Genomic DNA, 12,361 nt, shown 5'->3' with positions numbered 1-12,361 from the left:
CCTCCGCGGCTACTCCGCGGAGATCTCACCGTCCATATAGACCCAGGCACCCTCGTACCGGACGAACCGGCTGCGTTCTCGCAGGGTGCCCGCACGGCCGCGGTGGGTGTAGTGGGCGCGGAAGGTGACCGTCCCCGTCGGGTGGAACGGGCTCCCGGCATCGGTGTCCAGGATGTCCAGGCCCGTCCAGCGCGTCCCGCGGTCGAAGTCGATACGTGCCGGGCGGGTGCCGGGATGCCAGGTCCGCAGCAGATAGGCCTCGTCCTGGACGGCGAAGGCACTGAACCGTGAGCGCATCAGCGTCTTCGCGTCGGCGGCCGCGCTCTGCCCGGAGTGCAGCGGCCCGCAGCACGCCCCGTACGACGAGGATGACCCGCAGGGGCACGGTGAGGCGTCGGCCGTGCGCCGACGCGGGCGCGAGCTGCTCGAGGACATGCCCCCCATTGTCACCCGGACCGCTCGCCCGAGTGGCCAAGCTCACGAGCGCGGCCTTCCGGCACCCGGCGGCGGGAGACGGCGGGCCTCGATGATGGCACCGTCGCGATGACGGAGCGGCCGGACACGGCAGGGAGCTCGCCCAACTCATGACCCGCCTGACACGGCGGCTGCCCTCCCTGCTCCGGCGCCGGGAGAACATCCGCGCCGACGAGGGGTCCCCTGCGGCCTGTCACAGGGTGAGCCGGGGTTTGGGAGCGTCCGTGCGGCCGGTCGGGGGTCGGCGGCTGCCCGCCTGGTAGGGCCGGGGCCACGGCGCGGCCGGGCCCGTATAGCCCTGGTCGGCGGCGGCGTGCAGGGTCCAGTGCGGATCGTAGAGGTGCGGGCGGGCCAGCGCGCACAGGTCGGCGCGGCCCGCGACGATCAGGGAGTTGACGTCATCCCAGGAGGAGATGGCGCCCACCGCGATGACGGGGACGCCGAGGGTGTTACGGATGCGGTCGGCATACGGGGTCTGGTAGGAGCGGCCGTAGTCGGGGCGCTCGTCGGGAGTGACCTGGCCGGTAGAGACATCGATGGCGTCAGCGCCGTGCTGGGCGAAGGCGGCGGCGATGGTGAGGGCGTCCTCGGGTGTGGTGCCGCCTTCGGCCCAGTCGGTAGCGGAGACGCGGACGGTGAGGGCGCGGTCATCCGGCCAGATTTCACGGATGGCGTCGAGGACTTCGAGGGGGAAGCGGAGCCGGGCGGTGATATCGCCCCCGTAGGCGTCGGTGCGGTGGTTGGTGAGCGGGGAGAGGAAGCTGGACAGCAGATAGCCGTGCGCGCAGTGGAGTTCGAGCAGATCGAAGCCCGCCCGGGCGGCGCGGTGCGCAGAAGCGGCGAACTGGGCGCGTACCACGGCGAGTTCTCTGGCGGTCAGGGCGTGTGGTATCTGGTTGACACCCGCCCGGTAAGGAATGGGGGAAGGGGCCACCACGGGCCAGTTGCCCGTGGTGAGCGGCTGATCGATACCCTCCCACATCAGCCGGGTGGAGCCCTTGCGGCCGGAGTGACCGAGCTGGACGCCGATGGCGGCGGTCGGCGACTGGGCGTGGACGAACTCGGTGATACGGCGCCAGGCGGCTTCCTGTCCGTCCGTCCACAGCCCCGTGCAGCCGGGGGTGATACGGCCCTGCGGGCTGACGCAGACCATCTCCGTCATGGTCAGCCCGGCGCCGCCGAGCGCGCGGGCGCCGAGATGGACAAGGTGAAAGTCGCCGGGGACGCCGTCCCGGGCGGAGTACATATCCATCGGGGAGACCACGACGCGGTTACGCAAGGTCAGGCCGCCGAGCCGGAAAGGCGTGAACATGGGGGGCGTGCCGGGCGGCACCGCCGCCTCGCGCTCCACGGCGGAGACAAACGCGGCATCGCGCAGCCGGAGGTTGTCATGGGTGACCCGGCGGCTGCGGGTGAGGAGGTTGAAGGCGAACTGGTGCGGCGGCTGGTCGGTATAGGTGGCCAGGTCCTCGAACCACTCCAGGCTGGCCCGGGCCGCGCGCTGGGTGGACTGGACGACGGGACGGCGCTCAGCCTCGTACGCGGTGAGCGCGGCGCGGATATCGGGCTGTTCCTGCAGGCAGGCGGCGAGCGCCAGGGCGTCCTCGACGGCGAGCTTGGTGCCGGAGCCGATGGAGAAGTGTGCGGTGTGTGCGGCGTCGCCGAGCAGCACGGTATGGCCATGGGACCAGCGCTCATTGACGACCGTACGGAAGGCGATCCACGGTGAGTTGTTGCCGCGCAGCGGCCGTCCGCCGAGTGCGTCGGCGAAGAGCTTGGCGCAGCGCTCGGCGGACTCCCTCTCATCGCAGCTGTCCAGGCCCGCCGCTCGCCACACCTCCTCGCGCGTCTCCACGATGACGGTGGAGGCGTCGGTTGCGTAGGGGTAGCCATGGAGCTGCAGGACACCATGCTCGGTCTCGGCGATCTCAAAACGGAAGGCGTCGAAGGCGAAGTCGGCGGCGAGCCAGATATAGCGGCAGCGGTGCGTGGTGAGGTGCGGGCGGAAGGCGTCGCGGTGCGCCTCCCGGGTGGTGCTGTGCACGCCGTCGGCGGCGATGACCAGGTCGTGCGTATCGGCGAGTGCGGCGGCGGGCGGGGCCTCGGTCCGGAAGCGGAGCTCCACGCCCAGCTGTCGGCAGCGGTCGTGCAGTACGGCGAGGAGGCGTCGGCGGCTCAGCGCCGCGAAGCCATGACCGCTGGAGGTCAGCGTCCGGCCACGGTGGACGATGTCGATGTCGTCCCAGCGGACGAACTCCTCCTGGAGCGCCGCGTAGACGGCTGGGTCGGCGTGCTCGATGCCGCCCAGCGTCTCATCGGAGAGGACGACGCCGAAGCCGAAGGTGTCCTGTGGGGCGTTGCGTTCCCAGACGGTGATGTCGCGGCGGGGGTCGAGCCGTTTGAGGAGGGCGGCGGCGTAGAGCCCGCCGGGGCCGCCGCCGATGACGGCGACGCGCATCGCTATCTGCCCTGCCACTTGGGCGGCCTCTTCTCGGTGAAGGCGGCGTGGAATTCTGCGTAGTCGGCGCTGTTCATCAGGAGCGCCTGGGTCGCGGCGTCCAGTTCGACGGCGGCGGAGAGCGGGAGGTCGAGCTCGGCGGTGAGCAGCGCCTTGGTCTGGGCATGGGCGAGCGCGGGCCCCTCCGCGAGACGGCGGGCGAGGGCCTCCGCCGACCGGTGGGCCTGGCCCTCGTCGGCCAACTGACTGATCAGGCCGATACGTTCCGCCTCGACGGCACGGACGGGTTCGCCGAGCATCAGGATCCGGGTGGCATGGCCCAGCCCCACCACCCGGGGCAACAGATACGCGGCTCCCATATCGCCGCCGGACAGTCCGACCCTGGTGAACAGGAAGGAGAAGCGGGCGGTGGGGTCGGCGACCCGGAAGTCAGCGGCGAGGGCGAGCACGGCGCCCGCGCCCGCGGCGGCGCCATGGACGGCGGCGACCACGGGGAAGGGCGCCTCCCGGATCGCGCGAACGACCTGTCCGGTCATCCGGTTGAAGTCGAGAAGCTGGCCGGTGTCCATCTCCAGCGTGGCGCCGATGATCTCGTCGACATCGCCGCCTGAGCAGAAGCCCCGGCCCTCGCCGCCGAGTACCAGGGCGCGGGCGGATCTCTCCCGGGACAGCTCGGCGAGCAGGTCGCGAAGGTCCGCGTAGGCCTGGAAGGTCAGGGCGTTGAGCTTGTCGGGCCGGTCAAGGGTGACGGTGACGACGCCATCGTCACGGCCGACCTTGAGGTGTTGCCATTCTTCGGTACGGCGAGCGGAACCGGTGAACGGGCTCATACGGGGAACGTATCACCGCTTCCTTACCGTCGTCACGAGTGCGCAATACGATGACCTCTTCCGGGCGTTGCCGCTCCGCCGCGCGGGGCTTCGCCCCCGGGTTCAGGCTCCCAGCACGGTTCAGGGGCTGGGCGCGCACGCACTCGGTCCCCGGTGGGGGTTCCCAATCCGCCCCTTCCCGGGGGCCCGGGGGACCGGACGAAGCCTGGGGATATTGCCCAACAACAGGCGGGGGCCTGGGGGCGCAAGCCCCCAGTTACGGGAAGGGGCGGGGCTGGGGAAGCTACGACGTGGGCAGGCCCGCGAGCGCGGCGACCACTCCCGCCGCGCCCGCACCAAGCAGCGCCGGAACCACTCCGCGCCGCGCCGCCAGCAGCCAGACCGCGGCGGCGGCCAGCACCCCGAACTGCCATGCGTGCTGGAGGGCCAGCGCAAGCGGCACCGCCGAGCCCGCGATGGCGCCGACGACAGCGGGGCCCGCGCCAAGAAAGAAAGACTGCGCGGCGCGATGCCGGCGCAGCCGGTCAAAGCGCCGAGCACCGAGAAGAACAAACAGAAAGGACGGCCCGAAGGCGACGGCCGCCGCCAGGAGTCCACCGCCGAGACCGGCGGCGGCATAGCCCACAACGGCGACGGTCTGGACGATCGGCCCCGGAGTGATCTGGCCCAGCGCGACGGCGTTCAGAAACTGACCCTCGGTCATCCAGCCGTAGAGGTTCACGGCGTCGGACTGCATCAGCGGGATGATCACAAAGCCGCCGCCATAGGACAGCGCACCGATCTTGAAGGCCACCCAGCTGAGCGCGCCCAGCCCGCCGGTGGCCATCGCCGCCGGCGCGGCGGCGAGCAGCGGCCAGGCTCCCAGACGCCCCTCCCCCTCATCCCCCGCCGTGGCGCGAGCACGGACGCCCACCTCGAAGAACCCCACCGCGAGCAGGATCAGGACCAGCCAGGGCCCGGTCAGAATCGTGGCCAACGCACCGACGGCTACGTACACATACCAACGACGCCGCGCGGCACGACCCTCGGCGCGTCGCCGACTGGCCGGGCCCAGCCTGAGTGCGGCCTGCGCCGCGACCCCGGCGACCGCCGCGCCCGCGCCCGCCGCCGCGCCGCTGACCCACCGGGGCGGATCCCCGGCCAGGAAGAGCGCGGCCAGGGCCAGAATGAGCACAAGACCCGGCAGGATGAAGCAGACCCCACCGACCATCGCCCCGGGCGCCCCGCGTAGCCGCCAGGCGGTGAGGATGGCCAGCTGGGTGGAGGCCGGTCCCGGGAGGAGGTTCGTCGCGGCGATACCGTCCTCAAAGTCCCCCGCTTTGATCCACTTCCGGCGTTCCACACAGAGATCGCGGAGCAGCGAGATATGTGCGGGCGGCCCGCCGAAACCGACGCAGCCGATCCTTCCCCACTCCCGGGCGATGGTGCCGAGCCCGACCCGAGGTGCGGTATCGCTCACCGCGGTGCCCCTTCTCTCGTACGCGTACGACCTCGGCGGCCCGCTGACCCGTATGACGCTGACCCGTATGACTATGGGCACACGGTGGCGACCAGCACCGCCTTGATGGTGTGCATCCGGTTCTCGGCCTCGTCGAAGACGATGGAGTGCGCGGACTCGAAGACCTCATCGGTGACTTCGAGGGATTCCAGCCCATGCCGCTCATAAATCTCCCGGCCGACGGCCGTACCCAGATCGTGGAAGGCCGGGAGGCAGTGCAGGAACTTCACCTCCGGATTACCGGTGGCCCGCAGGACATCCATGGTCACGGCGTAGGGGGCGAGCAGTGCGATGCGCTCGTCCCAGACCTCCTTGGGCTCCCCCATGGAGACCCAGACATCGGTGGCGACAAAGTCAGCGCCGCGCACCCCGTCGGCGACCTCCTCGGTGAGGGTGACACGGGCCCCGGTGCGCTCGGCCAGGGCACGCGCCTCGGCGATCACGGATTCCTGCGGCCACAGCTCCCTGGGTGCGACGATCCGGACGTCCATCCCGAGCAGAGCCCCGGTGATGAGGTAGGAGTTGCCCATGTTGTACCGGGCATCCCCCAGGTAGGCGTAAGCGACCTGTTCCAAGAGCTTGTCGCTGTGCTCGGTCATGGTGAGGACATCGGCGAGCATCTGGGTGGGATGCCACTCATCGGTGAGACCGTTGAAGACCGGCACCCCGGCGTGCGCGGCAAGCTCCTCAACGACCTCCTGGCCAGCACCCCGGTACTCGATGCCGTCATACATCCGGCCCAGCACCCGGGCGGTGTCCCTGACCGACTCCTTGTGGCCGATCTGTGAGCCGGACGGGTCGAGATACGTGGTCCTGGCGCCCTGATCGGCGGCGGCCACCTCAAAGGCACAGCGGGTGCGGGTGGAGGTCTTCTCAAAGATCAGCGCGATGTTCTTACCGCTGAGCCGCTGCCGCTCGGTGCCCATCTTCTTGGCGGCCTTCAGCTCGGCGGCCAGGGTCAGCAGCTGGCGGAACTCCTCGGGGGTGAAGTCCAGCTCCTTGAGGAAGTGGCGGCCCTTGAGGTCAATCGCCATAGGGGGCTCCTAGCTCGCGTACATACAGAGAGAGGCTGGAAGTATATACGATGCACCGCATCTCTATACAGCCACCCTCTCCACCGGACAGCTCATACAGCGCGGCCCGCCCCGCCCCCGGCCCAGCTCACTACCGGGGATCTCCAGTACCTCAATGCCTTGCCTACGCAGATGCGTATTGGTGGTGACATTACGGTCATAGGCGACCACGACCCCCGGTTCCACGGCCAGGACATTGCAGCCGTCATCCCACTGCTCACGCTCGGCCGAGTGCACATCCTGGGTGGCGGTCAGCACCCGGATGCCATCGAGCCCCAGGGCGGCGGCGATCGCGTGGTGCATATGCTCCGGCGGATGGTCGGTGACCTTCAGCTCATGCTCGCCCCCGCCGGGCTCAATGGTGTACGAGCGGAGCATGCCCAGGCCCGCGTACTGGGTGAACGTATCTCCGTCGATCATCGTCATCACGGTGTCGAGGTGCATAAAGGACCGCCGCTTGGGCATGTCCAGCGCCACGATCGTATGGGCGGAACCGACCGCGAACAGCTCACGAGCCAGCGTCTCCACGGCCTGCGGAGTGGTCCGCTCGCTCATACCGATCAGCACCGCGCCAGCGCCGATGACCAGCACATCACCGCCCTCAATGGTGGAGGGATGGGTGCTCTCTCCCGTGGACCAGAACCTGAAGTCATTGCCGGAGAAGAGCGGGTGGTGACGGTAGATCGCCTCAAAGTGAACGGTCTCGCGCTGCCGGGCGGGCCAGCGCATCGCGTTGACGGCGACGCCGTCGTAGATCCACGCCGAGGTGTCACGGGTGAAGATGTGATTGGGGAGCGGATTCAGCAGGAAGTCGTCGCGGTCCATCACATGGAAGCGGACCGAGGTCGGCTCGGGATGCCGCTCCAGGAACTCCCGCTTGGTCATGCCCCCGATCAGCGCCTCGGCCAGCTCAGCCGTGGGCAGCTGATCGAAAGCGGCACGCAGATGGTCGGTGGCGAGCGGGCCGTACTCCTTCTCATCGAAGACCCGGTCCAGGACGAGCGCCCGGGCGACCGGAATATCCAGGGTCTCGGTCAGCAGATCGCCGAAGAGATGCACCTCGATACCCCGGTCACGCAGCGCGTCCGCGAAGGCGTCATGTTCCTGCCGGGCACGCCGCACCCACAGGACGTCGTCAAAGAGCAGGTCGCCCTTATTCGTGGGGGTGAGCCGCTTCAGCTCCAGATCCGGGCGGTGCACGATGACGCGGCGCAGCCGCCCGGCCTCGGAGTCGACATGGAATCCCATGCCCCTATCTTGGCCCCCTTTCACCGCTCAGGGGTGGTTAGGCAGCCCGGGGACAGTCAAGTGAGTTTTCTCAGGTCCCAGCGGTGGTCGGCGGGGATGTGCCACGCGTGGTGGGTGCCGTCGGGCTCGCGTGCGTAGCCGAACTGGTCGTGTGTGGGGTAGACGAGACTCGCCTCGGGGAGGTAAATGGCGAGCGGCAGCCCGCGGCCAGCACGAGTGCCCACAACATCGTGGAGGTTTCTGGAAGGCGGTCTACAGACGGGGGTCGACCGGCTCTGACTCCAGGGCGAGGACGGCGAAGACTGCCTCGTGGACCCGCCACAGTGGCTCGTCGGCGGCCAGCCGGTCCAGTGCCTCCAGACTCAGCGCGTACTCGCGCAGGGCCAGTGAGCGTTTGTGGCCAAGGTGGCGGAAGCGTAGCTGCTTCAGCTGGTCCGGGCGGGTGTACTCCGGACCGTAGATGATCCGCAGATACTCCCGGCCACGGCACTTGATGCCCGGCTGGATCAGCCGTCCGTCCGTGCCGCGCGCCATCGCCTGGAGGGGCTTGACCACCATGCCCTCGCCGCCCTCGGCGGTGAGGTTCAGCCACCAGTCGGTGCCTTCGGCGACCGATGCCGCGTTCGCGGTGTCGACGATCAGGCGGCCGGTTCGCTGGAGGAGGCCGCTGCTGTCGGCTTCTACCATGCGGTCCAGCCAGGCGAGTTGGCGGTCGTGCGGTACGTCCGCGAGGCTGCGGCCCTGGGCGGCCAGCAGCTGGAACGGCGCGAACCGGATGCCGTCCAGACCGTCCACCGGCCAGCAGTAGCGGCGGTAGGACTCGGTGAACGCCGCCGCGTCCGCCGCGCGGTCCCGCTGCCGGTCCAGCAGCTCGCCGACCGGCACACCACGCGCCGCCGCCTGCTCCAGCGCGGCCAGCGCGCCCGGGAAGACCGCCCGGGATGCGGCGCCCACCGCGGCGTACTGCTGGCGCAGCAGTCCGGTGGCCTTCAGCGACCAGGGCAGCAGCTCCGCGTCAAGCAGCAGCCAGTCGGTGGCCAGCTCCTCCCAGAGCCCGGCGCCGGTGATGGAGGCGCGGATACCGGCCAGCACTTGCTCGCTGCGCTCGTGGTCGTCGAAGAACGGGCGCCCCGTGCGGGTGTGCAGGGCGCCCGAGACGCCACCGGTGGCGCTGAAGCGCTCGCGTGCGGCCTCCGCATCGCGGCAGATCAGGGCCACCGCCCGGGAGCCCATGTGCTTCTCCTCGCACACCACCCGGCGTATGCCGTCGGACCGGTAGGCGGCGAACGCCTCGGCCGGGTGCTCAAGGTAGCCGTCCAACTGTGAGGTGGCGCACGGTGCCATGGTCGGCGGGAGGTAGGCGAGCAGTCGCGGGTCTATCGCGAAGCGGCTCATCACCTCCAGCGCGGCCGCGGAGTTCTCCTCCTTCACCGAGATACGGCCCGCGTACCGAGTTTCGACGATCTTGCGGCCGTGCACATCGGCGAGGTCCAGCGGCCGCCCGTCGGCGCCACCGGGGGCGGCGTTGGTGAGCGGCTTCACCGGCTCGTACCAGACCTGTTCGGCCGGTACGTCGATGAGCTCACGCTCCGGCCAGCGCAGCGCGGTCATGGTGCCGCCGAAGACACAGCCGGTGTCCAGACAGATGGTGTTGTTGAGCCAGGACGCGCGCGGGGTCGGGGTGTGGCCGTAGACGACCGCCGCCCGGCCCCGGTACTCCTCGGCCCATGGGTAGCGCACCGGCAGGCCAAACTCATCCGTCTCGCCGGTGGTGTCCCCGTACAGTGCGTGCGAACGCACCCGGCCCGAGGTCCGGCCGTGGTACTTCTCCGGCAGCCCGGCGTGGCAGACGACCAGCTGGCCGCCGTCCAGTACGTAGTGGCTGACCAGCGAGTCAATGAACTCCCGTACCGCCGCGACGAAGGCCTCGTCCTCCTTGGCCAGCTGCTCGATGGTCTCGGCCAGCCCATGGGTCTGCTTGACGTTACGGCCCTTGAGGTACCGGCCGAGCTTCTGCTCATGGTTGCCGGGCACACACAGCGCGGCACCGGACGCCACCATGCCCATCACCAGCCGCAGCACACCGGGGCTGTCCGGGCCACGGTCGACGAGGTCGCCGACGAAGACAGCCGTACGGCCCTCGGGATGCCGGGCGTCGATGGGGCGGCCTTCCACGTCCCGGTCGATGACATAGCCGAGCTTGTCGCCGAGCAGGGTCTCCAGCTCGGAGCGGCAGCCGTGGATATCGCCGATGATGTCGAACGGGCCGGTGAGGTGCCGCAGATCGTTGAAGCGCCGCTCCAGGGTGATTTCGGCGGCCTCGATCTCCTCCGTACCGCGCAGGACATGAACCTTGCGAAAGCCCTCGCCCTCCAGACCGCGCAGCGAACGGCGCAGCTCGCGCCGCTGGCGCGGGACGACGTGCGGGGGCATACCGGCCCGATCGGGGCGTTGCGCGTTGCGCTCGAGACAGACGCGCTCGGGGACGTCGAGGACGATCGCGACTGGCAGCACATCGTGCTCGCGGGCCAGTCGCACCAGCTTACGGCGTGATTCGGGCTGGACGTTCGTCGCATCGATCACGGTGAGCCGGCCTGCGGCTAGCCGCTTGCCGGTGATGTAGTCCAGGACGTCAAAGGCGTCGGGGGTGGCGCTCTGGTCGTTCTCATCGTCGGCGACCAGCCCACGGCAGACATCCGAGGAGATGACCTCGGTCGGCTTGAAGTAACGCCGGGCGAACGTGGATTTTCCGGATCCGGTGGTGCCGATCAGCACGACAAGAGACAGATCGGGCACGGCGAGCGCCGTCATGCGACTGCCTCCTTCGTGGTGTTGGCGATTCGGAAAAGTGCCAGCTGGGTGGGTGGGCCGACCTCTGGGTCATCGGGGCCGACGGGGCGCAGCTCAGCGGTGTAGCCGTGCTGTGCGGCGACCGACTCGGCCCAGGTGCGGAACTCCTCCCGGTTCCACTCGAAGCGGTGGTCGGCGTGGCGTACCTGCCCGGCGGGCAAGGACTCCCAACGCACGTTGTACTCGACGTTGGGCGTGGTCACGATGACGGTCGCGGGCCGGGCCGCGCCGAACACGGCGTACTCCAGGGCGGTGAGCCGGGGCGGATCGACATGCTCGATGACCTCGCTGAGCACTGCCGCGTCATATCCCCGCAGCCGGGAGTCGGTGTAGGTGAGTGCGCCTTGCAGCAGCTTGATACGGGAGGCCTGGCGCTCGCCCATCCGTTCCAGCCGGAGCCGCCGACTGGCCATCTGGAGGGCGCGCATCGACACATCGACGCCGACGACCTCCGTGAACTGCGGGTTCTTGAGCAGTACCGATATCAAGTGCCCCGGGCCGCAGCCCAGATCCAGCACCCGGCCCGCGCCGGACTCACGCAGCGCGCTGAGAATGGCGTCCCGTCGCTGTACGGCGAGCGGCACCGGCTTGTCCTCGGCGTCGGTGTCCTCGGCGGACTCGTCGGCCTGGTCGGACTCGTCGAACTCGTCGAACTCGTCGAACTCGTCGACGGCGTTGTCGAGCTCCTCGGCCTCGCTGTCGTCGGCCTCGGCAAGCCGGGCCAGCTCAAGGCGCTCCAGCGCCTGGCGGGTCAGCGCGCCGCGACGGGCCAGATACCGACCCACGATGATCTTCTGTTCCGGGTGGTTCTCCAGCCAGCCCTCGCCCGCGCGCAACAGCTTGTCGACCTCATCGGCGGCGACCCAGTAGTGCTTGGCCCCATCCAGCACCGGCAGCAGTACGTAGAGCTGCCGCAGTGCGTCGGCCAGCCGGGCCTCCCCGTCCAGCGCCAGCCGTACATAGCGGGAGTCGCCCCACGCGGGGAACTGCTCATCCAGCGGGACGGGTTCGGCCTCGACCATCCAGCCCAGCGGCTCAAAGAGCCGCCGTACCATCTCCGCACCGCCGCGCGCGGGCAGCGCGGGCACCTCGATCCGCAGCGGCAGCGGCTGGACCGCCAGCTCGGGGCGGGCGGCGCACTGGCCCTGCAACGCGGTGCGGAAGACAGCGCTCAGCGCCACGGCCAGCAGCGAGGAAGCGGCATACGGCCTGTCGTTGACGTACTGCGCCAACGCCGAGTCGGCGGCGCCGCCACGCCCCCTGCCCCGGCCCCGCTTGACCAGCGCGACCGGGTCGACCTCCAGCAGCAGCGCCGCAGTGCACCGCCGTGCGCTCGCCTCCGGATAAAGGACGTGCGCGGTGCCGTATGAGGTCGAGAACGTCTGCGCCTTCTCCGGATGCTTGTGCAGCAGGAATCCGAGATCGGTCGCCGGCCGCCCGGCACTGCCTGCGGTGGTGATGGTGAGAAACACCCGGCCGAGTATGGCCCGGGCCAGGCCGTACGCCTACTGCTTTTCCAGCTCGGCGGCCAACTCCGCGATACGGTCCGGGCCCACCCGGCAGCAGCCGCCGATCAACCGCGCCCCGGCCACCCGCCAGCCGCTGAGCAGAGCCGGGTCAAAGGTCGGCGTGCCCCGCCAGGACCCCCGCTCCGGATCCCAGCGCTCGCCACTGTTGGGGTAGACGACCACCGGCCTCGCCGCCCTGGCCGACACCCGCCCCCACCGCGACCACCGGCCGCGCCGCCCACGACGAGGCCCGTCACGTCCTACTGAGCACACTCAACTGTGCGCGGTTGAGGGCTTTAGCGTCTACGCCGACAGGCGTTCTCACGCTTCTTGCTGCTCGATGTCTGGCGCGTCCAGGCCACACAGTCTCAATGTCAGTGGTCACTGCCATGATGCGCGGCAACGTTGACAGCACGGGAGCA

At 69.8% G+C, this 12,361-nt stretch carries 9 protein-coding genes and 1 pseudogene; all 10 read right to left on the bottom strand.

The features are described from left to right. Positions 1–9: 9 nt before the first annotated feature. Positions 10–435: a YchJ family protein gene (locus test1122_RS21875; RefSeq protein ID WP_232270863.1), complete on the bottom strand. Its 426-nt coding sequence runs from the start codon at positions 433–435 to the stop codon at positions 10–12. A gap of 232 nt (positions 436–667) precedes the next feature. Next, a complete protein-coding gene (locus tag test1122_RS21870) occupies positions 668–2,932 on the bottom strand; it encodes a bifunctional salicylyl-CoA 5-hydroxylase/oxidoreductase (RefSeq protein ID WP_232272028.1) in 2,265 nt (754 codons plus the stop codon). Positions 2,933–2,934: 2 nt separating this feature from the next. Next, positions 2,935–3,762, bottom strand: a complete 828-nt coding sequence (locus test1122_RS21865; RefSeq protein WP_232270862.1) for an enoyl-CoA hydratase family protein — start codon at positions 3,760–3,762, stop codon at positions 2,935–2,937. Between the two features lie 283 nt (positions 3,763–4,045). Further along, complete coding sequence (chrA, locus tag test1122_RS21860; protein WP_232270861.1) at positions 4,046–5,221, bottom strand: chromate efflux transporter; 1,176 nt, start codon at positions 5,219–5,221, stop codon at positions 4,046–4,048. A 71-nt stretch (positions 5,222–5,292) separates the two neighbouring features. Further along, on the bottom strand, positions 5,293–6,294 hold the full coding sequence (gene argF / locus test1122_RS21855; RefSeq protein WP_232270860.1) for an ornithine carbamoyltransferase: 1,002 nt from the start codon (positions 6,292–6,294) through the stop codon (positions 5,293–5,295). 63 nt (positions 6,295–6,357) lie between these two features. Beyond that, on the bottom strand, positions 6,358–7,581 hold the full coding sequence (locus tag test1122_RS21850) for an arginine deiminase (RefSeq protein ID WP_232270859.1): 1,224 nt from the start codon (positions 7,579–7,581) through the stop codon (positions 6,358–6,360). A gap of 56 nt (positions 7,582–7,637) precedes the next feature. After that, positions 7,638–7,805 carry a hypothetical protein gene (locus test1122_RS21845; RefSeq protein ID WP_232270858.1) on the bottom strand — a complete coding sequence of 56 codons (168 nt, stop codon included), beginning with the start codon at positions 7,803–7,805 and terminating at the stop codon, positions 7,638–7,640. 28 nt (positions 7,806–7,833) lie between these two features. After that, positions 7,834–10,392, bottom strand: a complete 2,559-nt coding sequence (locus test1122_RS21840; protein ID WP_232270857.1) for a polynucleotide kinase-phosphatase — start codon at positions 10,390–10,392, stop codon at positions 7,834–7,836. Further along, positions 10,389–11,903 carry a 3' terminal RNA ribose 2'-O-methyltransferase Hen1 gene (locus test1122_RS21835; RefSeq protein ID WP_232270856.1) on the bottom strand — a complete coding sequence of 505 codons (1,515 nt, stop codon included), beginning with the start codon at positions 11,901–11,903 and terminating at the stop codon, positions 10,389–10,391. The genes test1122_RS21840 and test1122_RS21835 overlap by 4 nt, the downstream gene beginning before the upstream one ends. 33 nt (positions 11,904–11,936) lie before the next feature. After that, positions 11,937–12,128 (bottom strand): annotated as a pseudogene (locus test1122_RS21830) (homocysteine S-methyltransferase family protein); the annotation flags it as partial. Positions 12,129–12,361: the final 233 nt, after the last annotated feature.

The organism is Streptomyces gobiensis (assembly GCF_021216675.1).
In the GTDB taxonomy this organism is placed as follows: Bacteria; Actinomycetota; Actinomycetes; order Streptomycetales; family Streptomycetaceae; genus Streptomyces; species Streptomyces gobiensis.
The sequence above is the reverse complement of the archived record's forward strand: the minus strand, read 5'-3'. Positions and strand labels throughout refer to the sequence as shown.

Excerpts from the sequence above, each read along its gene's own strand:
- test1122_RS21875 (WP_232270863.1), bottom strand. The coding sequence starts at position 435 with ATGTCCTCGAGCAGCTCGCGCCCGCGTCGGCGCACGGCCGACGCCTCA.
- test1122_RS21870 (WP_232272028.1), bottom strand. The coding sequence starts at position 2,932 with ATGCGCGTCGCCGTCATCGGCGGCGGCCCCGGCGGGCTCTACGCCGCC.
- test1122_RS21865 (WP_232270862.1), bottom strand. The coding sequence starts at position 3,762 with ATGAGCCCGTTCACCGGTTCCGCTCGCCGTACCGAAGAATGGCAACAC.
- argF (WP_232270860.1), bottom strand. The coding sequence starts at position 6,294 with ATGGCGATTGACCTCAAGGGCCGCCACTTCCTCAAGGAGCTGGACTTC.
- test1122_RS21850 (WP_232270859.1), bottom strand. The coding sequence starts at position 7,581 with ATGGGATTCCATGTCGACTCCGAGGCCGGGCGGCTGCGCCGCGTCATC.
- test1122_RS21840 (WP_232270857.1), bottom strand. The coding sequence starts at position 10,392 with ATGACGGCGCTCGCCGTGCCCGATCTGTCTCTTGTCGTGCTGATCGGC.